Origin of the sequence: Allobosea sp. LjRoot237 (genome assembly GCF_964253285.1) — a bacterium.
In the GTDB taxonomy this organism is placed as follows: domain Bacteria; phylum Pseudomonadota; class Alphaproteobacteria; order Rhizobiales; family Beijerinckiaceae; genus Allobosea.
Genome location: NZ_CAXUQP020000001.1, coordinates 1,254,369 through 1,275,821, shown reverse-complemented (window position 1 = coordinate 1,275,821; position 21,453 = coordinate 1,254,369). Strand labels below are relative to the sequence as shown.

Genomic DNA, 21,453 nt, shown 5'->3' with positions numbered 1-21,453 from the left:
CGCTAGAAGCCCCGCTGTTCCAGCTCGGCTTCCACCTCAGTGATATAGTCCCGCACCACCGGTACGGCGCTCTTGTGCGGGCCGAGCAGCAGCTGGAAGACCATGTCGCCGCCGATGTCGAAGGAGATCGAGCAGGCGGAAAGATAGAACTCCCACATCCGCGCGAAGCGCTCGCCCAGCATCGCGACCACCTCCGGCCGGTGCGCCATGAAGCGCTCGCGCCAGGCTTCCAGCGTCCAGTGGTAGTGCCGGCGCCAGAACTCGCAGTCGGAATGCCAGAGCCCGGTCTGCTCGACCGCGGCGAAGACCTCCGACAGCGCCGGGGCATAGCCGCCGGGGAAGATGTACTTGTCGAAGAACGGTCCGGTGAAGCCGGGCGGGCCGACGCGGCCGATGCAGTGGACCAGCGCGATCCCGTCCGGCGTGAGCAGGTCGCGGATCTTCTCGAAATATTCGAGGTAATGCGCGACGCCGACATGCTCCATCATGCCGACCGAGACGATGCGGTCGAAGGTGCCGGTCAGCTCGCGATAATCCTTGTTGATGAAGTTCACGGCATCGCCGACGCCGGCGGCTTCCGCCCGCTTTTGCGCCGCCGCCATCTGGTCGGGCGAGACGTTGAGCCCGGTGACCTTGGCTCCACAGGCCTTGGCGAGATAGATCGAAAGCTCGCCCCAGCCCGAGCCGATGTCGAGCACGCGCATGCCCGGCTCGATCTTCAGCTTCGCCGCTAGATGCCGGAGCTTGGCCTTCTGCGCGGCTTCGAGCCCGACCTCGGGGCTGTGCCAGTAGGCGCAGGAATAGGTCATCGTCTCGTCGAGCCAGAGCCGATAGAAATCGGTCGGGATGTCGTAGTGGTGCTTCACCTTCTTGCCGGCGATACCAAGCGGGTTGTGCATCCGCCAGCGTCGGATCTTGAAGCGCACCTTGCGGATCGCCGCCTGCAGCGGATGCTTGCGCAGTTCGCTGCGCTGGATCCAGAACAGCGTCAAAAGGTCGTGGATGGTCGAGCCGTCCTCAAACTCGATACGCTGATCCATATAGCCTTCGGCCAGCGCCAGCTCGGGATTGAGGAAGAGCTCGCGCTCGATCCGGTTATCCTTGAAGCGCACCGTCACTTCGCCGGCGACGACGGGCTTGCCGGCGAAGACGAACTCGGTCCGGCCCGGCCCGAAGACATGCCGCTTTCCATCCGGCGCGATCACGGTCAGGCGCCCCTTGCGGATCGAGCGCTTCAGGAGTTTCGGCAACAGCAGCATGGTCGGGCAGGCTCCGGTCGGTCGCGCGCAAGCTATTGGCTCGTCTGAGGCAGCACAAACCTCGCGTGCAATCAACCTGACTCCACAGTCGCTGCGGTCATGCTAGGGCTAAGGCGAAGGCGCGTCGGCGCCATTCTCGAAACGGGAAACCCGATGTCCTGGCGCGATTTCTGGAACGGCGAGCATGCGATCTACGTCTCGGATCGCCACAAGGCCCTGCATTATCGCCGTATCGCGCAGGACATCGCCGCCGCCGTCCCATCGAAGGACGCTGTCGTGCTCGATGTCGGCTGTGGCGAGGCGCTCTCGGCTGATCTCGTCGCCGCGGCCAGCGGCCGGCTGATCCTGTGCGAGGCGGCCCCGACCGTCCGCGACAAATTGAAGGCCCGTTTCGGTGCGCTCGCCAATCTCTCGGTCGTCTCGCCGGAAGAGGTCGAGGCGCTGCCGGATGATTCGCTCGACCTCGTCGTCGCCAACTCACTGATCCAGTATCTGAGCGAGGACGAGTTGAAGCGGGCGCTGGCGACCTGGCTCGCCAAGCTGAAGCCAGGCGGCGAGCTCATCCTCGCCGACGTGATCCCGCCCGATCTCTCGCCCCTGACCGACGCGACCGAGCTGCTCGGCTTCGCCTGGCGCGGCGGCTTCCTCGTCGCGGCGCTCGGCGGGCTGGTCCGCACCGCCTTCTCGGACTACCGCAAGCTGCGCGCCCAATACGGCCTCTCGACCTACAGCGCCGTCGGCATCACGGCTCTGGTCGAGGCCGCCGGCTTCAAGGGCGTCACACGCCGCCAGAATTTCGGTCACAACCCGCATCGCATGGCCTTCTCGGCCAGGAAGCAGCTCACCAGAGCCGGATCCGATCAGGTTGGTCCAACCTGATCGGTGAATCCGTCTCTCACTCTTAGATGGAGACCGTTTTACCGATCAGCTTGCAGCGCAAGCTGATCGGAACGGGCTCCAGAGGTTTGACGCCATGACCTCGCTCGCGCTTGCCCTCACCTTCGTCGCATTGATCCTGGCCGGCGCGATGGCCGGCTTCTTCTACGCCTATTCGATGTCGGTGATGTGGGCGCTCGATGCGGTCGATCCGAAGGCGGCGATCGCCTCGATGCAGAGCATCAACGTCGTCGTGCGCAACGCGATATTCTTCCCGGCCTTCTTCGGCACGCCGGTGGTGGCGCTCATCGCCGCCGGGCTGTGGTGGAAGCAGGATGCCGGCCAGGTCGCGCTGCTGCTGGCGCTCGCCGCTTTGGTCTATCTGGTCGGTGCCTTCCTCATCACCATCCTCGCCAATGTGCCGATGAACGAGGCGCTCGCCATCGCCACGATCCCCACCGATGCCGAGGCGGCGCGGACGCTCTGGCAGACCTATTCCGGCCCCTGGACGCTGTGGAACCATGTCCGCACGCTGGCGAGCTTCGTCACCCTGCTGCTCATCGGCTGGGCGCTCTACGCCGCCGGCCAGGCCTGATCACGCGAGGACGAATCCAATGCATATCGGCTTGATCGGAGGCATCGGCGTTGCGGCGACGGTGGTCTACTACCAGCGCCTGACGGCAGCCGCAGCGGCGAGTGGCATACCGAAGCTCGAGCTCACGATCGTTCACGGCGAGATCCAGGAACTGATCCGCAACAATCTGGCCGACCGCAGGACCGAGCAGGCACAGGCGTTTCTGCCTCTCGTCACGCGCCTGAAGGACGCGGGCTGCGATTGCGCCGCCCTGTCCTCGCTCGGCGCGCATTTCTGCCTGGATGAGCTGATGGCGTTGTCACCCTTGCCGATCGTCTCGGCTGTCGCTCCGCTCGACGCCTATTTCGTCGAGCAGGGTATCAAGCGGGTCGGGCTTCTCGGCACGCGGGTGGTGATGCGCACGCGCCTTTACGGCCAGCTCGCTCGCACCGACGCCTTGGCGCTGGACGAAGAGATCGAGATCCTCGGTCAGGCCTATCAGGACGTCGCGGTCGCCGGCACCTGCTCAGCCGCCCAGCGGGAGCTGTTTCTCGATGCGGGACGACGCATGGTCGCCGCCGGGGTCGACGCCATCGTTCTCGCCGGAACCGATCTCAATCTGGCTTTCGATGGGCAGGACCCGGGATACAGGGTGATCGATGCCCTGGACGTCCATGTCGCACTGCTCGCCGACCTGGCTGCGGGGCGCAAGACCTTGAGCGGCGTCCCGTCCTAGAAGCGGAGCAGCCTCTCACTCCGCCCGATCGGCGAAGGAGAAGAACTTGTGCCCGGCGAAGGTGAAGATCATCACGATCAGCGTGGTGACGACCTGCATCGGCAGATAGGGCAAGCCGGCGACCTTGACGAAGAGGTGCATCAGCACGCCGGTCAGCAGGAAGCCACCGAAGGCGATCAGGCCGAAGCGCCAGCTCGCCTCGCCATGGGTCCGCGTCGCCTCGAAGGTGAGCCAGCGGTTCAGCGTGTAGGAGACCACGGCACCGAGCGCAAAGCCGGCGAGCGAGGCCGGGACGGGGTCGACCCCGCCGAGCTCGACCAGGCCGATCAGCAGCGCGTAATGCGCGACAGCCGTCACCCCGCCGGAGAAGGCATAGGCGATGACCTGGCGGCTGTGGCGAGGAAGACGTTGCAGCATCCGGGATGCCTATAGCCCGGATGCTGAACGGAAGCCTACGAGAACCTCAGCTTCGCCAACTGATTACCCAAATAACCACGTCATTCCGGCCGCAGCGAAGCGGAGCGCCGGAATCCATCGTAAGGCTCGACGCTCTATGATGGATTCCGGAGCTGCGCGGCTTCGCCGCTTGTCCGGAATGACGGCATGGGATCAGCCCGCATCGCTGCCGGCGAGATTGGCGGGCATGCCCTCGACCGGCAGGTCGAGCGCCTGCTTCAGCGTCTCGAGATTGTATTCGCGGATGCGGCCATTCGTGGGGTCGCTGACATAGGCGCTGCCGCCAACGACCGCGAGCGAGGGCGTCGGCGTCCTGGCACCGTACTGACAATCGAAGGCCGGCACGGCGTCGAAGCTGGCGAGCTCCTTCCAGGCGGCGACGTCGTAGACCTTGAGCTTGCCGTCCGGCGTCAGATTGGCGAGCCGCTTGCCATTGCCGGAGAGTTCGAACTGGCAGGCCGACTGGCCGCCGGGCACCGGCAGGACATCGGCTGCTGACAGCGACTTGGCGGTCGGGTCGACCCTGATCAGGCCGTCATAGGGCGAGGTCTTGCCGTAATTGGCGACCATGAACTTGGCGCCGACCCTGGCCTTGATCGCGCTGATCCGGCGCTCGTCCGGATAGGCGAGCTTGTGCGCGCTGAACTTGGCGCCGGCCTGCGACAGCACCAGCATGCCGCCGCCCTCGCCCTCGGCGCAGCCGAAGACATGGCGGCCATCGGCCGCGGCATGGCCGTGATAGAGCTTGCAGGACGCGTCGGGCTTGGCCGGATCGTTGAAGGAGGCGAGCCTGGCCCAGCCGCCTTTCGTCCGGTCGAGGATCTCGAAGCCATCCGGCCGCGACGAGGCGCTGCGGTCATCGCCTTTGACATAGGCCGGATTCGGCACCGACATCAGCCAGCGCCCCTCGCCCATCGGCACGACGATACCGTGCTGCGGCCCCGGGCTCGGCCATTCCGTCAGCTGCGGCTTGTCCTTGGCGAGATCATTGATCGCGACCAGCACCGCCTTCGCCGTGCTCTGGCCGTCCCAGGGCCGGATGCCGTCATAGAACAAAGCGAGCTGGCCATGGCCCGAGATGACATGGGCCGGCTTCTGGCCGGTCAGCGTGAGGTCGACGAGCTTCACCGCCCCCTTCTCGATGTCGTTGTGGTCGCCATGCGATTCGATCGTCAGGCCGGTGTCGAGGAAGCGGATCGTCCCCGCATCGTCGCCAGTCTTGATCACCACGAAGCGGCCGCCCTGCGCCGTGGCGAAGCCGGGATTGGCCTTGGGCAAGTCGAAATTGTGGGTGACCTCGCCGGTGTCGAGATCGAGCACGCGCACGACCGGCTTCTCGTGATCGGCGAAGACCAGACGGCCGCGCAGCACGGCATGGTCATGGGCGAGGGCCGGCAGGCTCGAAAGCACGGCCGAAATGGCGAGCGTGGACAACAGGGAAAGCGGACGCATGGCAATCTCCAGGACGGACAGTAAGGGAGCGGTGGAACGGGTCGGCTGGGATCTCAGGCAGCATCGGCCCGGCGCCAGGCCGGGAACGGGTCGGGCAGGTCGCGATAGCGCTCGGGCTTGAAGGCGATGGTCGGCGTCTCGCCGAGGAGGCAGGCGTCGAGCCCGGCGCGAATGGCGCGCTCGTCCATCCCTGCGCCGATGAAGACCAGCTCCTGCCGGCGGTCGCCCCAGACCGAGTGCCAGTGCCGGTTCAGGATGGCGCGCCATTCCGGATGGTCGGGCCAGCGCGGACGCGGCACCGCCGCCCACCAGAAGCCCATCGCCTCGGTCCGGCAGATCGCGCCGGCGAGCGACATTTCGCCGACCCATTCGGGCCGGGTCGCCAGCCAGAAATGCCCCTTGGCCCGGATCAACCCGGACCAGCTTCGGGCGAGGAAGGCGTTGAACTTCTCGGGATGGAACGGCCGGCGCGCCCGGTAGACGAAGGAGGCGATGCCGTATTCCTCGGTCTCCGGCACATGGTCTTTGAAACCGTAGAGCTCCTTGTGCCAGAGCGGATGCGCTTGCGCCTTCTCATGGTCGAACAGGCCGGTGTCGAGGATCGCATCCAGCGGCGCGCGGCCGAAATCAGCCTCGATCAGCCGCGCATCCGGATTGAGCGCGCGGATCACCAGCCTCGCCCGCGCCGTCGCCTCCGGCCCGGCATCGCTGACCTTGTTGAGCACGACAACATCGGCAAACTCGATCTGCTCGACCAGGAGATCGACCAGCGTGCGCTCGTCGCCCTCCCCGGCGGTCTCACCGCGCTCGCGCAGGAAGTCGCGCGAGCCGTAATCCCTGAGCAGGTTCATCGCGTCGACCACCGTCACCATGGTGTCGAGCCGGGCGAGATCGGAGAGCGAGAAACCGTCCTCGTCGCGGAATTCGAAGGTGGCGGCGATCGGCAGCGGCTCGGCGATGCCGGTGCCCTCGATCAAGAGGTAGTCGAAGCGGCCATCTCGCGCGAGCCGGCTGACCTCGGCGAGGAGGTCGTCGCGCAGGGTGCAGCAGATGCAGCCATTGCTCATCTCGACCAGCTTCTCGTCGGTGCGCGACAGGTCGCCGCCGCCGGAGCGGACGAGGTCGGCGTCGATGTTGACCTCGCTCATGTCGTTGACGATGACCGCGACCTTGCGGCCCTCGCGGTTGTTGAGGACGTGGTTCAGCAGCGTCGTCTTGCCGGCGCCGAGAAAGCCGGAAAGCACGGTGACGGGAAGGCGGGCGTCCATCTCGGATTCCTATATTGTTATGTTGTAACATTTCATAGCGAGACCGATCCCGGGACGCAAGACTGTCGTTGGAGCTTCCGCATTCCATCGCGCTGTCGTCCCGGACGCAGCGGAGCGGAGCTCCGGGATCCATTCCGGAGCCTTCCCGATTGAGGTTCCGGAATGGGTCCCGGGTCTCCCTCCGGTCGCCCGGGACGACACGCGCTTTTTGGGAAGCAAGAGCTCCTTGAAATCATGACGCTCACTATCGGCCAGACTCTCGGCACGAGGGCTTCAGAAGTCTCCGAACGGCGCTAAGCTGCCCTCTAGATGCCGATGGAGGGCCGCATGATCGAGATCGACCTGCTGGTCCGTGCCGAATTCCTCTATCCGGTCAGCCCCGGCATGCCGGTGATCCCGGATGGGGAGGTCGCGATCGCGGACGGGCGCATCCTCCATGCCGGCCCGCGCCAGCCGGAGGGACATTGGGCGCCGGCCCGTACGCTTGATGGCGCCGGACGGGCGGTGCTGCCCGGCTTCGTCAATTGCCATTCGCACGCGGCGTCGCTGGTCTTCCGCAGCCAGACCGACGACCACGCGGCCAAGGCGGCACTGCTCGAAGTCGCCTTCCGGATGGAAAAGGACATCACGGAGGATGAGTGGGCACTGCTGGCCGAGGCCGGCTGCGCCGATATGCTCCAGGCTGGCATCACCAGCATCAACGACATCTGGTACGCGCCGCACCGGCTCGCCGAGACGGTCGAGGCCTGCGGCCTGCGCGCCCAGATCGCCCACAAGGTCTTCGATGTCCGCCTGCACGAGCTCTGGCGCGGCGACTACACGCATCATCCTGATATCGGCGAGGAGCGGTTGCGCGACGGCGTCGCCTTCGCCGAGCGCTGGCATGGCGCCGTCAATGGCCGCATCACCGCGCGCATCGGCACGCACGCCACCGACACCTGCTCGGCCGACCTACTTCGGACTGCCCGCGCCGAGGCGGCCCGGCTCGGCATCGGCATGCACATCCACGCCGCGCAGAGCGCGGCCGAAGTCGAGCAGATCAAGGCGGCCCATGGCTGCGGCCCGGTCGAATTCCTCAGGGATGTCGGCATGCTCGGCCCGGACGTCGTGCTCGCCCATCTCGTCTTCGCCGGGACGGGCGATCTCGACGCCGTCCAGGAGAGCGGCGCAGCCTACGCCCATTGCCCGACGATCTATCCGCGCCGTGGCCGCTATCCGCCGCTCGAGGACATCATGGCGCGCGGCATCAGGGCCGGCTTCGCCACCGACTGGATGCTGAACGACCCGTTCGAGGGCATGCGCAACGCCCTCAACGCCATGCGCCTGCGCCTCGCCAGCCCGACCGCCCTCTCCTGCGCGCAGGCGCTGGAATTGCACACGATCGGCGCCGCCCGCGTCATGGGCCTTGAGGACGAAATCGGCTCGCTCGAACCGGGCAAGAAGGCCGACCTGATCATGGTCGACATCGACCGCCCGCACCTCCAACCCTATTACGGCGACTACGCCGCGCTGGTCTATTATGCCCGGGCGAGCGACGTGGTGACGAGCATCGTCGACGGAGCGATCGTGGTCGAGGATGGCCGCCCGACGCACCTTGACCGCGACAGGACGATGGCGCGGATCAGGGAGCATGTCCCCGGCTGGCGCGGAAGGCTCGCGGCGCTCGGCAGCCGGGCGGTGTTCGGGCCGGGGTGTCCGTGCTGCGGTTAGCTGACCGCGATGTCCCCGGCAGACGAGATTGGCGCGGGGAACCCCTCTCCCGGATGGGAGAGGGGCAGGGGTGAGGTGTTCGGGAGAGGCATCGTAAGCCTGAACCTGACCGCGCGGTGAGCGCGACACCTCACTGGTCAAGCCGCCAACACCTCACCCTGCCCTCTCCTTTCAGGAGAGGGTTCCCCGCGTATGACGGGTCTTTCATCACCCGCTGGAGAAGGTTCGGCGCATCGTACGAGCCGGGAGCCGCACCGTTGTCCCGACCCTGACGACGAAAGACTCAGACGGCGAGCTTGGCGCGCGGCACGGACGGGTCCCGCCGCGCCGTCTCGATCACGCTGTCGAGCAGGCCGGGGAAACGCCGGTTGAACTCCTCGCGGCGGATGCTGAGGAAGCGCACCGTCCCCTCCGCCCGCGACCGCGTGATCCCGGCCTCGCGCAATTTGGCGAAGTGGTAGGAGAGCAGCGAGGGCGAGGCGAGCTCGGTGAAGGCGCCGCAGCGCGCCTTGTCGATCTCCTCGCAATCGGCGAGCGAGACCAGGATGCCGAGCCGGATCGGATCGCCCAGCGCCGCGAACACGTCCGCCGGCAGGACGTCCTCGATCTCCGGATGGAAGAGCTGCTTCATCACCTCCGACTTAATTGCATCGGTCGCTCCTGACAAGTTTCAATGATCCTTGAATTTAAGATTGACTCGTGGTCGGCCGACGCCCATGATTCAATGATCATTGAAATAGTCGGCAAATCCGCACGGAGCGCTCTGCCATGGACATCCGTCTTCTCCTGCTGGCCGGCGGCGCCTTCGCCATCGGCACCGGCAGCCTCGTCATCACCGGCATCCTGCCGAACCTCGCCGCCGCCTTCGGCGTCAGCGTCGACACAGCCGGCCTGCTGATCTCGATCTTCGCCATCGCCTACGCCATCGGCTCGCCGGTGCTCTCGACGCTGTTCGGCAATCTCGACCGCAAGCTCGTGCTCGTCGGCTCGCTCACGATCTTCACGCTCGCCAATCTTGTCGCCGCCTTCACCAACGATTTCACCTGGCTGATGCTGGCGCGCATCGTCATGGCGCTCGCTTCGGGCGTATTCATGCCGGCGGCGAACGCCGTCGCCGTCGCTTTGGTGCCACCGGAGCGCCGGGCCCGCGCGATCGCGCTGGTCACCGGCGGCATGACCGTCTCGCTGATTCTCGGCGTGCCGCTCGGCACCGCCATCGCCACGCTCGGCTGGCACTTCGCCTTCCTGGTCGTGGCGCTGTTCGGCGCGCTGGCTCTGGCCGGCCTGCTGTTCAAGATGCCGGCCGGCCTGCCGCGCGGCGCCAATACGCTCGCCGAACGGCTGCAGGTCGCACGCCGCGGCGACGTGCTGCTCGCGCTCGGCACGACCGCGCTTTGGACCACCGGCGCCTTCACGCTCTACACCTATGTCGCGCCTTTCCTCTCGGCCCATGCCGGCATCTCCGGCCACTGGCTCAGCGCGACGCTTGTCATCACAGGCATCGGCTCGGCGCTCGGCAACCAGTGGGGCGGCCAGGCCAGCGACCGCTTCGGCCCCGTGCCGACGCTGACCTTCGTGCTGACCCTGCTCGCCGCCTCGCTGGCCGCCGCTTCGCTCGTCGCGGTGACGCTGCCGCCGGCCGTGGCGATCTTCGTCCTGCCGGTGATCCTGATGGTCTGGAGCGGCGCCGGCTGGGCCGGCCATCCCTCGCAGATGTCGCGCCTCGCCGCGATGGCGCCGGATGCCGTCGTGGTCGCGCTCTCGCTCAATGCCTCGGCGCTCTATATCGGCATCGCAGCGGGTGCCGCGCTCGGCCAGCAGGTGCTGCGCCATGGCGCCTCCTGGGAGCTCGGCTTCGTCGGAGCGGCCTGCGAGCTCGGAGCGCTCGCCTTGCTGCTGATCGCGACGCGGCGGCGCAAGGCGGCGGCCCGCGAAGCCGCCCGCGTCAGCAAGGTCGCAGTCGCGCCCTCCGTGCGCTGATGAGCATTGGCTAACCGACCGCTCAGCCCGCTCGCCGTCACGGCGGGCGGGTTTGCCGTTCCGGTCTCAGAATCTGTCTGGAAACTCAGCCCTCATCCTGAAGAGCCGCTCCGCAGGAGCGCGTCTCGAAGGATGTTCCAGTTGGTTCCGGAGCCTCCTGAAGCATCCTTCGAGACGCCATTCCAAGGGAATGGCTCCTCAGGATGAGGGCTGAAAAGTTGTCGAACGGTCTCTCCGCAGGCTCAGGCCCTGACCTCGAACACCATGTTGAACGGCGTTTCGGTCGCGCGGCGGAAGCGGGTGAAGCCGGCGTCCAACGCGACCTTGCGCAGCCGCATCTCTCCGGCCTGAGCCCCGAGGCCGAGCCCGACCTCCTGCGACAGCGAGGCCGGCGTGCAGATCATCGTCGACGCCCCGTAGAAGATCCGGCCGACCGGGTTGATGTTCTGTTGCAGCTTGTCGTGGGCGAACGGCTCGACGATCATCCAGGTGCCGTCCTCGGCCAGCGTCTCCCTGACATGGTGGCCGGCCCCGACCGGATCGCCCATGTCGTGCAGGCAATCGAACATCGCGACCAGATCGTATTTCTTTGCCGGGAAATCCTTGGCGCTGGCGCGCTCGAAGACGATGCGGTCGCCGACGCCAGCCTTCTCCGCCGCCTCTCTGCCCTTCTCGATCGAAGGGCCGTGATAGTCGAAGGCGTAGAAGCGCGACTTCGGATAGGCCTGCGCCATCAGGATGGTCGAGGCGCCGTGGCCGCAGCCGACATCGGCGACCACTGCCCCCGCTTCGAGCTTGGCCTTGACGCCGTCGAGCGCCGGAATCCAGCTGCTCACCAGATTGGTGTTGTAGCCCGGACGGAAGAAGCGCTCGGTGCCGCGGAACAGGCAGTTGCTGTGCTCATGCCAGCCGAGCCCGGCGCCGGTCCTGAAGGCCTCTTCGACCTTGGGCTCATCGACCCACATCGACTGCACGATCTCGAAGGCGCCGGCGAAGAAGGCCGGGCTGCCCTCCTCGGCGAAGGCCATCGCCTGCTCCGGCGACAGGCTGAAGCTGTCGGTCCCTTCGTCGTATTCGATGTACTCGGCCGCGGCCTGGGCCGAGAGCCACTCGCGGACATAGCGCTCCTTCAAGCCGGTTCTGCTGGCGAGTTCCGTCGCCGTGACGGGCTCGCCATCGGCCATGGCCCGGTAGAGGCCGAGTTGATCACCCAGGACGATCAGGGAGCCGGTGACGCAGGCTCCGACGTCTCCGACGAGACGTCCCACGAGCGCATCGAGCTTTTGCGGATCGGATTGACGCATGGCCAAGCTCCTCTGGTTGGCGAGGGCGTGGCCGGAATCTGACGCGAACCGGCTCGACGCCATCGCAGCGGCCGATGCTATACCCCGCTCGGCAACGCTCAACTGCGCAAAGGGAGAAACGCGCTGCCTGTGCGCGCATGACAGGAAGAAGCGCTTTCCGCTTCCCCCCGCCGCCCCCCCCGTCTATAGCGAGCGCCTAGCATTCATCTTTGGGCGCTCGCTGGCCTCCGCTCCTTTAAGGTCGGACGGACCGTGCGCGCCCGCACGAAACCGGTCGAGACCATGCCCAAGCGCACAGACATCAAGACGATCCTGATCATCGGCGCCGGCCCCATCATCATCGGCCAGGCCTGCGAGTTCGACTATTCCGGCACCCAGGCCTGCAAGACGCTGAAGGCCGAGGGCTACCGCATCGTCCTGGTCAACTCGAATCCGGCAACGATCATGACCGATCCGGATCTGGCCGACGCGACCTATGTCGAGCCGATCACGCCCGAGATCGTCGCCAAGATCATCGAGAAGGAGCGGGGCGTCCTGCCCGGCGGCTTTGCCCTGCTGCCGACCATGGGCGGCCAGACCGCGCTCAACTGCGCGCTCTCGCTGCAGAAGATGGGCGTGCTGGAAAAGTTCGACGTCGAGATGATCGGCGCCACCGCCGACGCGATCGACAAGGCCGAGGACCGCGAGCGCTTCCGCGAGGCGATGACCAAGATCGGCCTCTCGACCCCGCGCTCGCACCACGTCAAGACACTCGGCGCCGCGCTCGATGCGCTGGAGGATATCGGCCTGCCGGCGATCATCCGCCCGTCCTTCACCATGGGCGGCACCGGCGGCGGCATCGCCTACAACAAGGGCGAGTTCATCGACATCGTCGAGCGCGGCATGGACGCCTCGCCGACCAGCGAGGTGCTGATCGAGGAGAGCGTGCTCGGCTGGAAGGAGTACGAGATGGAGGTCGTCCGCGATAAGGCGGACAACTGCATCATCGTCTGCTCGATCGAGAACATCGACCCGATGGGCGTCCACACCGGCGATTCGATCACCGTCGCCCCGGCGCTGACGCTGACCGACAAGGAATACCAGATCATGCGTGACGCCTCGCTGGCGGTGCTGCGCGAGATCGGCGTCGAGACCGGCGGCTCCAACGTCCAGTTCGCGGTCGATCCCGAGAGCGGCCGGATGATCGTCATCGAGATGAACCCGCGTGTCTCGCGCTCGTCCGCGCTGGCATCGAAGGCGACCGGCTTCCCGATCGCCAAGGTCGCGGCCCGCCTCGCCGTCGGCTACACGCTCGACGAGATCGAGAACGACATCACCGGCGGCGCCACGCCGGCCTCGTTCGAGCCGACGATCGACTACGTCGTCACCAAGATCCCGCGCTTCGCCTTCGAGAAGTTCCCGGGCTCCGAGCCGACGCTGACCACCGCGATGAAGTCGGTCGGCGAAGCCATGGCGATCGGCCGCACCTTCCAGGAATCGCTGCAGAAGGCGCTGCGCTCGCTCGAGACCGGCCTCGATGGGCTCGACGAGATCGAGATCGAGGGCGTCGGCCACGGCGACGACAGGAACGCGATCAAGGCGGCGCTCTCGACCCCGACGCCGGACCGCATCCTCCAGGTCGCCCAGGCGATGCGCGCCGGCTTCACCGACGAGCAGATCCACGAGAGCTGCAAGATCGATCCCTGGTTCCTCGAGCAGATGCGCGGCATCGTCGAGACCGAGGAGAAGATCCGCGCCCACGGCCTGCCGCAGACGCCGGTCGCCTTCCGCCAGCTCAAGGCGATGGGCTTCTCCGATAAGCGCCTCGCCGCCGTCGCCGGCAAGAGCGAGGACGAGGTTCGCACGCTGCGCCGCTCGCTGAAGGTGCGCCCGGTGTTCAAGCGCATCGACACCTGCGCCGCCGAGTTCGCCTCGCCGACGGCCTATATGTACTCGACCTACGCCATGCCCTTCGCCGGTAAGCCGGCCGACGAGGCACAGCCCTCCTCCGCCAAGAAGGTCGTCATCCTCGGCGGGGGCCCCAACCGGATCGGCCAGGGCATCGAGTTCGATTATTGCTGCTGCCATGCCTGCTACGCGCTGCGCGACGCCGGCTATGAGACCATCATGGTCAATTGCAATCCCGAGACGGTCTCGACCGACTACGACACCTCGGACCGGCTCTATTTCGAGCCGCTGACAGCCGAAGACGTGCTCGAGATCCTCGAGACCGAAAAGCAGAACGGCACGCTGCACGGCGTCATCGTACAGTTCGGCGGCCAGACGCCGCTGAAGCTGGCGCATGCGCTGGAACAGGCCGGCATCCCGATCCTCGGCACGACGCCCGACGCGATCGACCTCGCCGAGGATCGCGACCGCTTCAAGCGCCTGCTCGACAAGCTGCAGCTCAAGCAGCCGAAGAACGGCATCGCCTATTCGGTCGAGCAGTCGCGCATGATCGCGGCCGAACTCGGCCTGCCCTTCGTGGTGCGCCCGTCCTACGTGCTCGGCGGCCGCGCCATGGCGATCATTCGCGACGAGGTGATGTTCGAGGACTACCTGCTCGGCACGCTGCCCTCGCTGATCCCCTCCGAGGTCAAGGCCAAGTACCCGAACGACAAGACCGGCCAGATCAATACCGTCCTCGGCAAGAATCCGCTGCTGTTCGACCGCTATCTCTCGGATGCGATCGAGGTCGACGTCGACTGCCTCTGCGATGGCAAGGACGCCTTCATCGCCGGCATCATGGAGCATATCGAGGAAGCCGGCATCCATTCCGGCGATTCGGCCTGCTCGTTGCCGCCGCGCTCGCTCAGCCCTGAGACCATCGCCGAACTGGAGCGCCAGACCCGCGCCATGGCATTGGCGCTCGACGTCGGCGGGCTGATGAACGTGCAGTACGCCATCAAGGACGGCGACATCTACGTGCTCGAGGTCAATCCGCGAGCCTCGCGCACCGTGCCCTTCGTCGCCAAGGTCATCGGCAAGCCGATCGCCAAGATCGCGGCCCGGCTGATGGCCGGCGAAAAGCTCGCGAGCTTCAACCTGAAGCAGGAAAAACTGGACCATGTCGGCGTGAAGGAAGCCGTCTTCCCCTTCGCCCGCTTCCCCGGTGTCGACGTTCTGCTCGGCCCGGAGATGCGCTCGACCGGCGAGGTCATCGGCCTCGACCGCTCCTTCGATGTCGCCTTCGCCAAGAGCCAGCTCGGGGCCGGCTCGAAGGTGCCGGTCAAGGGTACGGTCTTCGTCTCGGTCCGCGACGAGGACAAGCCGCGCATCCTGCCTGCGATGGCGATGCTGGCCGAACTCGGCTTCCAGATCGTCGCGACCGGCGGCACCCTGCGCCTGCTGCAGGAGCACGGCATCCGCGCCAGCAAGATCAACAAGGTGCTCGAAGGCCGGCCGCACGTCGTCGATGCGATCAAGAACGGCGAGATCCAGCTCGTCTTCAACACCACGGACGGCCCGCAGGCGCTGGCGGACTCCCGCTCGCTGCGCCGCGCAGCCCTCTTGCACAAGGTTCCCTATTATACCACCTTGGCCGGAGCGATCGCCGCGGCGGAGGGCATCAAGGCCTATTGCAGCGGTGATCTCGAAGTGAGGTCGCTGCAATCCTATTTCGCCCGCGCCGCCTGACCGGTCGCGCGGCGGAATAGTTTTCTGACGATCGGAGCGACGCGGGCGCGTCGGCCATGGCCGGCGCGCGTGTTCGTTTTTTAACTGGGACGGGACGATGGACAAGGTTCCTATGACGGCGGGCGGCTTCGTCGCCCTCGAGGTCGAGTTGAAGCAGCGCCAGCAGGTCGACCGCCAGCGCATCATCCAGGCGATCGCCGAGGCGCGCGCGCTGGGCGACCTCTCGGAGAATGCCGAATATCATGCCGCCAAGGAGGCCCAGTCGCTGAACGAAGGCCGCATCATGGAGCTCGAATCGCTGATCGGCCGTGCCGACATCATCGATGTCAGCAAGCTCGGCGGCGACACGATCAAGTTCGGCGCCACCGTCAAGCTGATCGACGACGACACCGAGGAAGAGAAGCTCTACCAGATCGTCGGCGAGCCGGAATCCGACGTGAAGTCCGGCAAGGTCTCGATCGGCTCGCCGATCGCGCGCGCCCTGATCGGCAAGAAGGTCGGCGACTCCGTCCAGGTCAACACGCCGGGCGGCGGCAAGTCCTACGAGGTCGTCAGCGTCGCCTTTCGCTGACGGCGCGGCTTGGCCAGCCCGGCGGCAGCCCCTACATTGAGGGTCTGACTGCCGCCGGAGACCGCCCATGACCACGCGCCGCGCATTTCTCACCGGGTCCGCCATGCTTGCCGCCGGCGGGCTCGCTTCGTTTCCGGTTATAGCGCAGGGCATCGCCATCGGCGGAATCCGCGTCGATGCACGCAGGCTCGGCCCGCAAGGCTGGGGCGAGAACGCCCCCCGGATCGCCCGCGCACTGGAGCTAGAGCTCGCACGTCAGCTCGCGCCTTTGCGCCAGCGCGGCGGCCCGACCCTTTACGTCACGGTGCAGGGCCTCTGGCTCGCCGGCTCGGCCGGCACCGGCGGCGCCGGCGATGCTGGCGACAACGACAATATGGACAGTCTCGCCGAGGTGATCGACCGCGGCCGCGTCCTCTTCAGCCGCGATGTCCGCTCGCATCTGCTCTCCTCCTCCGGCGGCGCCTGGTACCGGCCGGATGTCGACCAGCGTCGCGTCGTCGCGCTGCTCGAGAACAATGCCCAGTGGATCAAGCGCTATCTCGGCGCCTGAGAGAATGCTGTCGCGCCGGAGCGCCCTGGCGAGCCTCGCTGCTGCCTTGCTGGCAGGCTGCCAGACGACGGCCGGGACCGCTTCTCCTGTCGCGATCGGCGCAATCCGCATCGACACCTCGCCCTTGGCGGCCAAGGGCCAAAGCACCACCGCCGCGCTGATCAAGCCGATGCTGGAGCGCGAACTCGCCAGCCTTCGCACAGAGGGCGACAGGCGCGGCGCGACCCTGCAGGTCATCGTCACCGGTCTCTATCTGGCGAGCTATGCCGGCAGCCAGGCCGTCACGCTCGGCAACGACACGCTGGAAAGCGAAGCGCGCCTGATCGGCGCCGATGGCCGCGAGATCGCCCGCTACCCAATCCTCGCCATCATGGCGCCAAGCTATGGCGGGGCCTGGTATCGGCCGGACGTCAATCAGCGCCGGATCGAGGCGCTTGTCGCCAGCAACGCCCAATGGATCAGGCGCGCGGTCGGCAGCTGAGACCCGGCAGGCTTTGACCTGCGAGTGGGGAATTCGGCCCGTGCGGGTTTACGCGATCAGCCTCCTTCCCTATCGTCATGATAGTCTTCTTCCTGCGGGGAAATGGCGATGTGGCGCGGGCTTCTGATCGCTCTGTGGCTGACTGGAGGCGCAGCTTCTGCGCAAGCAGACAGCCAAGCCTGGAACGGCCGATGGTCCGGGACCATTTCCACCGGAGTCGCAGTCAGCATCACCATATCTCGCGGCAAGGTCAGCGAATACCGCTTCGGTAGGCGCGCCGCCAATATCGCTTACGGCAGCGTCTCCGATGATCGCGTCTCGTTCTCGCCAGGCTCGGCCGCCGTCATCACGATGACCCCCGCCGGCCCAACCCAGGCAAATTATTCATTTGCCCATCCGCAGATGGGGCCAGCGACCGGATTGCTGTCGAAAAGCGAGGCTCACAGCGCCTCCGCACCAGTGCGCATCGCAGCACGCGCGCCCAAGACATGGCATGGCACCTGGGGACGGGAAAGCGGCTGGATGCTCACCGTCTCGCAAAGCAGAATGGCCTATCGCTATCGCGGAGAGAGCCTGGCGATCTCGAACATCAGCGCCGACGAAGCCCAACTCGCCTTTGACATCGCCCCGGCAGGTCGGATGGTCCTGACCATGCGCCCCGACCAGAAGGCAGATTATGCGTTCACTGCGGGAGGTTCGACGACGCGTGGCACGGCCTGGCGCCGATAGCTTCCCGTCAGAGCGGCGCGATCGGCGCGTCCTTGACCCGGTCGAGCGCCAGCGCCGTGCGGACATTGCGCACATTGGGCAGCGCCGTCAGGTCGGCGACGAAATCCTGGAATGCCTTCAGGTCGGCCGCGACGCATTTCAGGATGAAGTCGATATCGCCTGAAAGCGTCCAGCACTCGCGCACCAGCGACCATTCGCGGATCCGCTCCTGGAAGGCGGCGAGATCGGCCTCGGCCTGGCTGGCGAGGTGGACGAAGGCGAAGCACACGACCTCGATGCCGAGCTTGCGTTCGTCGAGCAGCGCCCGGTAACCGGTGATGACGCCGGCTTCCTCCAGCGCGCGCACGCGCCTGAGGCAGGGCGGCGGCGAGATGCCAACCCGGCTCGAGAGCTCGACATTGGTCATGCGCCCGTCGCTCTGCAGCTCCGTCAGGATACGGAGATCGATCTCGTCGAGTTTGGCGCGCACAAATCCTCCTGAAAAACAGCCGCGCTGGTGTAGACGCGCCATCGACGCGTTACAAGGCATCGACCACGTCAATCCCGGATCAGCCCACCGTGCCGACAGAATCCACGCCTTCCCTCTGGGTGCTGACCGACGGCAAGGCCGGCGACGAGGTCCAGTGCCTCGGCGTCGCCGAGCGCTTGGGCGTCATCCCGGAAATCCGCCGGATCAATCCGGGCCGGCCCTGGAGCTGGCTGATGCCGCGCGGGCCGATCGATCCGCGCGAGGCCTCCGACCGGCCGGGCAGCCCGATCCGCCCGCCCTTCCCCGATATCGCCATCGCCTCTGGTCGGCGCGCCGTCGTCTATTTGCGCGCCGTCAAGAAGGCCTCGAACGGGGCGACCTTCACCGTCTTCCTGAAAGACCCCCGTATCGGCACCGGCGCCGCCGACTTGATCTGGGTCTCCGAGCACGACCGCCTGCGTGGCGAGAATGTGCTGGTGACGATCACCTCGCCGCACCGCCTCGCGCCTGAGGCTCTCGCTGCCGCCCGCGCCGCGCCGCCACCGGAGCTTGCCGCCCTGCCCTCACCTCGTGCGGCCGTGCTCGTCGGCGGCGACAGCCGCCACCACCGCTTCCGACCGGACGACATAGAGCGCTTCGCGCGCGAGCTCGATGCGCTCGCTGCGTCAGGCGTCGCCCTGATGGGCTCGCGCTCGCGCCGAACCCCGCCAGCGCTCGATGCCGCCATCGCCGAGGTCTTCCAACGCCATGGCGGCTGGTGGTGGGATGGCTTCGGTGCCAACCCCTATGTGCCGCTGCTCGCCAACGCCGACGCCATCGTCGCAACCGCCGATTCGACCAATATGATCGGCGAGGCCGCCGCAACGGGTGCACCGATCCTGGTGTTCGAGCCGCATGGCGGCCACGGCAAGCTGGCGAAATTCCTGGAGGCGCTGAAACGCCACGGCGCTGTGCATCACTTCCAGGGCAAGCTTGAAGGCTCCCGCTACGAGCCGCTAGATTCGACCGGAACGATCGCTGCGGCCGTGCTCGAGGGCTGGCGGCGTCACAAGGCTGCAACGGGGCTGGACTGAAGCCGCTCCGATACCGATATATCTCCGGCTCGTGCCGGCTCAGGAACCAGATAAATGGCCCATACCCACGCCAAGGTGATGATCGTCGGCTCCGGCCCGGCCGGCTATACCGCCGCAATCTATGCCGCCCGCGCCATGCTCGAGCCGGTCATGATCTCCGGTCTGCAGGCCGGCGGGCAGCTGATGATCACCACCGATGTCGAGAACTATCCCGGCTTCGCCGACGTGATCCAGGGCCCCTGGCTGATGGAGCAGATGCAGGCCCAGGCCGTCCACATGGGCACGAAGATGGTCTCCGACCACATCGCCCGCGTCGATCTCTCGCAGCGCCCTTTCCGGCTCTGGGGCGATGGCGGCGAGACCTATTCCTGTGACTCGCTGATCGTCGCGACCGGCGCGCAGGCGAAATGGCTCGGCCTGCCTTCGGAACAGGCATTCCAGGGCTTCGGCGTCTCCGCCTGCGCCACCTGCGACGGCTTCTTCTTTCGGGGCAAGCAGGTCGTCGTGGTCGGCGGCGGCAACACCGCGGTCGAAGAGGCGCTCTATCTCGCCAATCTCGCCAGCAAGGTCACCTTGGTGCACCGGCGCGATTCGCTGCGGGCTGAGAAGGTGATGCAGGATCGTCTCTTCAAGCACCCGAAGATCGAGGTGATCTGGAACGCCGAGGTCGCCGAGATCCTCGGCGGCACGCAGCCGCCTTCCGTGACGCATATCCGCCTGCGCGATGCCAAGACCGGCACGCTCCGCGACGTTGCGACCGACGGCGTCTTCGTCGCCATTGGCCACAAGCCGGCGACGGAGCTGTTCGCCGGCCAGCTCGCCATGCGCGATTCGGGCTATCTTGAGGTCACGCCCGGCACGACCGAGACCAATGTGCCCGGTGTTTTCGCCGCCGGCGACGTCACTGACGAGCACTATCGCCAGGCCGTGACAGCGGCCGGCCTCGGCTGCATGGCTGCGCTCGACGCCGAACGCTGGCTGATGGCGCAGGAACTCGGGGTCCGCGAGGCGGCTGAATAGCGCGCGCACCGTTCCATCACTGGAATTGATCAGTTCCAGCACGATATTAACGGCTAAAATCAACCGTCCCGGCAAAGGAGTCGTTGACCGGACAACTCTATCCCCCCATCATGCGCTGAACGCATAACACGGGGGGAACGCGGTGGATTGGGACCGCATCCGAATCTTCTACACGGTTGCTGAATCGGGAAGCTTCACCAAGGCCGGAGACGGGCTCGGGCTTAGCCAGTCCGCCGTCAGTCGCCAGATCGGCGCATTGGAGCGCGAATTGCGCGCGCCGCTGTTCCATCGGCACACGCGCGGCCTCATTCTCACCGAGCAGGGCGAATTGCTCTGGCGCGCCGCGCGCGAGATGACGCAGCGCCTCGAACGGACTCGGGCGCAGCTGTCCGAAACGCGCGAGCATCCCTCCGGCGAGCTCAAGGTCACCGCCACCCGCGGGCTCGGCGGCCACTGGCTGACGCCGCGCCTCGCCGAGTTCCTCGATCTCTACCCCGACATCAAGGTCGAGCTGATCCTCACCGACGAGGAACTCGACCTGTCGATGCGCGAGGCCGACATCGCGATTCGTCTGCGTCAGCCGCAGCAGCCCGACCTGATCCAGCGCCGGCTCTTCACCGTGCACTTCCATGTCTACGGCTCGCCTGCCTACATCAAGCGCTTCGGCGAGCCGAAGAGCTACGAGGAGCTCGACAACCACCGGCTGCTCTCCTTCGGCGCCTCCTCGCCATCTTATCTGACGGCGGTGCACTGGCTCGGCACACTCGGCCGCGACCAGCGCAATCCGCGGGCGATCCACCTCACCGTCAACAACATCACGGCGATGAAGCGCGCGGTCGATTCGGGCGCGGGCATCGCCATCCTGCCCGATTATCTGATCGAGGCCGGCTCGCCGCTCGTGCAGTTGATGCGCGAGACCGAGATGCCGCAGCTCGAGAGCTATCTGGTCTATCCGGAGGAGATGAAATCGGTTGCGCGCGTACAGGTCTTCCGCGATTTCCTGATCCAGAAGGCGCAACGCTGGACATACTGAATGACAGGCAGGTGCTGCTGGAAAATCCGGCAGCACCGTGCCTCACGCCGACTGCGCATGCGTGCCACGCGCGGTCTCCTGGCAATTGTGACGAATTCTAGTAATAAGTCATGTTGCCAGCGCATAACCGACCCGACCAATGCTGCATTGCGAAAAGGCAGGGTCTGCCCGATATTTGGCTCACGGTTGTTCGGAACGGGCTCCGCATCTCCTCCCGGCGTTGAGTTCGTTCCAGCCGTTCCCCTCTGAGATGTTTGGCGCTTTTGCGCTGGATGTTTCAAACTTTCAGGCCGGCTC

At 66.4% G+C, this 21,453-nt stretch carries 20 protein-coding genes; 13 read left to right on the top strand and 7 right to left on the bottom strand.

Features of this window, described 5'->3' with window-relative positions; translation table 11 throughout:
• Positions 1-2 precede the first annotated feature (2 nt).
• Positions 3-1,259 (bottom strand): class I SAM-dependent methyltransferase, encoded by a 1,257-nt coding sequence (locus tag ACSQ24_RS06140; RefSeq protein WP_436093830.1) that lies wholly within the window; start codon positions 1,257-1,259, stop codon positions 3-5.
• 153 nt (positions 1,260-1,412) lie between these two features.
• Here ACSQ24_RS06140 and ACSQ24_RS06135 point away from each other — a divergent pair, with 153 nt between their 5' ends.
• From ACSQ24_RS06135 to ACSQ24_RS06125, 3 genes are all read left to right on the top strand, one after another.
• Positions 1,413-2,138, top strand: coding sequence for a class I SAM-dependent methyltransferase (locus ACSQ24_RS06135; RefSeq protein WP_436093829.1), 726 nt, complete (start codon positions 1,413-1,415; stop codon positions 2,136-2,138).
• Positions 2,139-2,232: 94 nt separating this feature from the next.
• Positions 2,233-2,730, top strand: coding sequence for a DUF1772 domain-containing protein (locus ACSQ24_RS06130; RefSeq protein WP_436093828.1), 498 nt, complete (start codon positions 2,233-2,235; stop codon positions 2,728-2,730).
• A gap of 19 nt (positions 2,731-2,749) precedes the next feature.
• Positions 2,750-3,445, top strand: coding sequence for an aspartate/glutamate racemase family protein (locus ACSQ24_RS06125; RefSeq protein ID WP_436093827.1), 696 nt, complete (start codon positions 2,750-2,752; stop codon positions 3,443-3,445).
• 15 nt (positions 3,446-3,460) lie between these two features.
• Here ACSQ24_RS06125 and ACSQ24_RS06120 read toward each other — a convergent pair whose 3' ends face one another.
• The 3 genes from ACSQ24_RS06120 to zigA form a co-directional block, all read right to left on the bottom strand.
• A complete protein-coding gene (locus tag ACSQ24_RS06120) occupies positions 3,461-3,862 on the bottom strand; it encodes a GtrA family protein (protein ID WP_284171184.1) in 402 nt (133 codons plus the stop codon).
• Between the two features lie 192 nt (positions 3,863-4,054).
• Positions 4,055-5,353: a YncE family protein gene (locus ACSQ24_RS06115; protein WP_436093826.1), complete on the bottom strand. Its 1,299-nt coding sequence runs from the start codon at positions 5,351-5,353 to the stop codon at positions 4,055-4,057.
• A 53-nt stretch (positions 5,354-5,406) separates the two neighbouring features.
• Positions 5,407-6,621 carry a zinc metallochaperone GTPase ZigA gene (gene zigA, locus ACSQ24_RS06110; protein ID WP_436093825.1) on the bottom strand — a complete coding sequence of 405 codons (1,215 nt, stop codon included), beginning with the start codon at positions 6,619-6,621 and terminating at the stop codon, positions 5,407-5,409.
• A gap of 327 nt (positions 6,622-6,948) precedes the next feature.
• Between zigA and ACSQ24_RS06105 the strand changes: the two genes are divergently transcribed.
• Positions 6,949-8,331, top strand: a complete 1,383-nt coding sequence (locus tag ACSQ24_RS06105) for an amidohydrolase family protein (protein ID WP_436093824.1) — start codon at positions 6,949-6,951, stop codon at positions 8,329-8,331.
• A gap of 283 nt (positions 8,332-8,614) precedes the next feature.
• Here the strand turns inward: ACSQ24_RS06105 and ACSQ24_RS06100 are convergent, their stop codons facing one another.
• Positions 8,615-8,962 (bottom strand): ArsR/SmtB family transcription factor, encoded by a 348-nt coding sequence (locus ACSQ24_RS06100; RefSeq protein ID WP_436093823.1) that lies wholly within the window; start codon positions 8,960-8,962, stop codon positions 8,615-8,617.
• 137 nt (positions 8,963-9,099) lie between these two features.
• Here ACSQ24_RS06100 and ACSQ24_RS06095 point away from each other — a divergent pair, with 137 nt between their 5' ends.
• On the top strand, positions 9,100-10,311 hold the full coding sequence (locus tag ACSQ24_RS06095; protein ID WP_436093822.1) for an MFS transporter: 1,212 nt from the start codon (positions 9,100-9,102) through the stop codon (positions 10,309-10,311).
• Positions 10,312-10,553: 242 nt separating this feature from the next.
• Here the strand turns inward: ACSQ24_RS06095 and ACSQ24_RS06090 are convergent, their stop codons facing one another.
• Positions 10,554-11,615, bottom strand: a complete 1,062-nt coding sequence (locus ACSQ24_RS06090) for a methyltransferase domain-containing protein (RefSeq protein ID WP_436093821.1) — start codon at positions 11,613-11,615, stop codon at positions 10,554-10,556.
• Positions 11,616-11,897: 282 nt separating this feature from the next.
• On the opposite strand from ACSQ24_RS06090, the gene carB reads away from it, so the two are divergent.
• From carB to ACSQ24_RS06065, 5 genes are all read left to right on the top strand, one after another.
• The gene (carB, locus tag ACSQ24_RS06085) at positions 11,898-15,230 is read left to right on the top strand and encodes a carbamoyl-phosphate synthase large subunit (protein ID WP_436097832.1); all 3,333 of its coding nucleotides are present in this window, start codon (positions 11,898-11,900) and stop codon (positions 15,228-15,230) included.
• 97 nt (positions 15,231-15,327) lie between these two features.
• Entirely contained in the window at positions 15,328-15,801 is a 474-nt protein-coding gene (gene greA / locus ACSQ24_RS06080; RefSeq protein ID WP_436093820.1) for a transcription elongation factor GreA, read from the top strand.
• 67 nt (positions 15,802-15,868) lie between these two features.
• Positions 15,869-16,351: a hypothetical protein gene (locus tag ACSQ24_RS06075; RefSeq protein WP_436093819.1), complete on the top strand. Its 483-nt coding sequence runs from the start codon at positions 15,869-15,871 to the stop codon at positions 16,349-16,351.
• A 4-nt stretch (positions 16,352-16,355) separates the two neighbouring features.
• Positions 16,356-16,832 (top strand): hypothetical protein, encoded by a 477-nt coding sequence (locus tag ACSQ24_RS06070; protein ID WP_436093818.1) that lies wholly within the window; start codon positions 16,356-16,358, stop codon positions 16,830-16,832.
• A 108-nt stretch (positions 16,833-16,940) separates the two neighbouring features.
• Entirely contained in the window at positions 16,941-17,561 is a 621-nt protein-coding gene (locus tag ACSQ24_RS06065) for a hypothetical protein (protein WP_436093817.1), read from the top strand.
• A gap of 7 nt (positions 17,562-17,568) precedes the next feature.
• Here the strand turns inward: ACSQ24_RS06065 and ACSQ24_RS06060 are convergent, their stop codons facing one another.
• A complete protein-coding gene (locus tag ACSQ24_RS06060) occupies positions 17,569-18,030 on the bottom strand; it encodes an Lrp/AsnC family transcriptional regulator (protein ID WP_436093816.1) in 462 nt (153 codons plus the stop codon).
• A gap of 89 nt (positions 18,031-18,119) precedes the next feature.
• Here ACSQ24_RS06060 and ACSQ24_RS06055 point away from each other — a divergent pair, with 89 nt between their 5' ends.
• The 3 genes from ACSQ24_RS06055 to ACSQ24_RS06045 all read left to right on the top strand — a co-directional run bounded on the left by ACSQ24_RS06055 (position 18,120) and on the right by ACSQ24_RS06045 (position 21,156).
• On the top strand, positions 18,120-19,103 hold the full coding sequence (locus ACSQ24_RS06055) for a mitochondrial fission ELM1 family protein (RefSeq protein WP_436093815.1): 984 nt from the start codon (positions 18,120-18,122) through the stop codon (positions 19,101-19,103).
• Between the two features lie 54 nt (positions 19,104-19,157).
• Entirely contained in the window at positions 19,158-20,123 is a 966-nt protein-coding gene (gene trxB, locus ACSQ24_RS06050) for a thioredoxin-disulfide reductase (RefSeq protein ID WP_436093814.1), read from the top strand.
• Between the two features lie 142 nt (positions 20,124-20,265).
• Positions 20,266-21,156, top strand: a complete 891-nt coding sequence (locus ACSQ24_RS06045; protein WP_436093813.1) for a LysR family transcriptional regulator — start codon at positions 20,266-20,268, stop codon at positions 21,154-21,156.
• Positions 21,157-21,453: the final 297 nt, after the last annotated feature.

Excerpts from the sequence above, each read along its gene's own strand:
- ACSQ24_RS06115 (WP_436093826.1), bottom strand. The coding sequence starts at position 5,353 with ATGCGTCCGCTTTCCCTGTTGTCCACGCTCGCCATTTCGGCCGTGCTT.
- zigA (WP_436093825.1), bottom strand. The coding sequence starts at position 6,621 with ATGGACGCCCGCCTTCCCGTCACCGTGCTTTCCGGCTTTCTCGGCGCC.
- carB (WP_436097832.1), top strand. The coding sequence starts at position 11,898 with ATGCCCAAGCGCACAGACATCAAGACGATCCTGATCATCGGCGCCGGC.
- ACSQ24_RS06095 (WP_436093822.1), top strand. The coding sequence starts at position 9,100 with ATGGACATCCGTCTTCTCCTGCTGGCCGGCGGCGCCTTCGCCATCGGC.
- ACSQ24_RS06105 (WP_436093824.1), top strand. The coding sequence starts at position 6,949 with ATGATCGAGATCGACCTGCTGGTCCGTGCCGAATTCCTCTATCCGGTC.
- greA (WP_436093820.1), top strand. The coding sequence starts at position 15,328 with ATGGACAAGGTTCCTATGACGGCGGGCGGCTTCGTCGCCCTCGAGGTC.
- ACSQ24_RS06075 (WP_436093819.1), top strand. The coding sequence starts at position 15,869 with ATGACCACGCGCCGCGCATTTCTCACCGGGTCCGCCATGCTTGCCGCC.
- ACSQ24_RS06065 (WP_436093817.1), top strand. The coding sequence starts at position 16,941 with ATGTGGCGCGGGCTTCTGATCGCTCTGTGGCTGACTGGAGGCGCAGCT.
- ACSQ24_RS06125 (WP_436093827.1), top strand. The coding sequence starts at position 2,750 with ATGCATATCGGCTTGATCGGAGGCATCGGCGTTGCGGCGACGGTGGTC.
- ACSQ24_RS06100 (WP_436093823.1), bottom strand. The coding sequence starts at position 8,962 with ATGAAGCAGCTCTTCCATCCGGAGATCGAGGACGTCCTGCCGGCGGAC.
- ACSQ24_RS06140 (WP_436093830.1), bottom strand. The coding sequence starts at position 1,259 with ATGCTGCTGTTGCCGAAACTCCTGAAGCGCTCGATCCGCAAGGGGCGC.
- ACSQ24_RS06130 (WP_436093828.1), top strand. The coding sequence starts at position 2,233 with ATGACCTCGCTCGCGCTTGCCCTCACCTTCGTCGCATTGATCCTGGCC.
- ACSQ24_RS06090 (WP_436093821.1), bottom strand. The coding sequence starts at position 11,615 with ATGCGTCAATCCGATCCGCAAAAGCTCGATGCGCTCGTGGGACGTCTC.
- ACSQ24_RS06120 (WP_284171184.1), bottom strand. The coding sequence starts at position 3,862 with ATGCTGCAACGTCTTCCTCGCCACAGCCGCCAGGTCATCGCCTATGCC.
- trxB (WP_436093814.1), top strand. The coding sequence starts at position 19,158 with ATGGCCCATACCCACGCCAAGGTGATGATCGTCGGCTCCGGCCCGGCC.
- ACSQ24_RS06070 (WP_436093818.1), top strand. The coding sequence starts at position 16,356 with ATGCTGTCGCGCCGGAGCGCCCTGGCGAGCCTCGCTGCTGCCTTGCTG.
- ACSQ24_RS06135 (WP_436093829.1), top strand. The coding sequence starts at position 1,413 with ATGTCCTGGCGCGATTTCTGGAACGGCGAGCATGCGATCTACGTCTCG.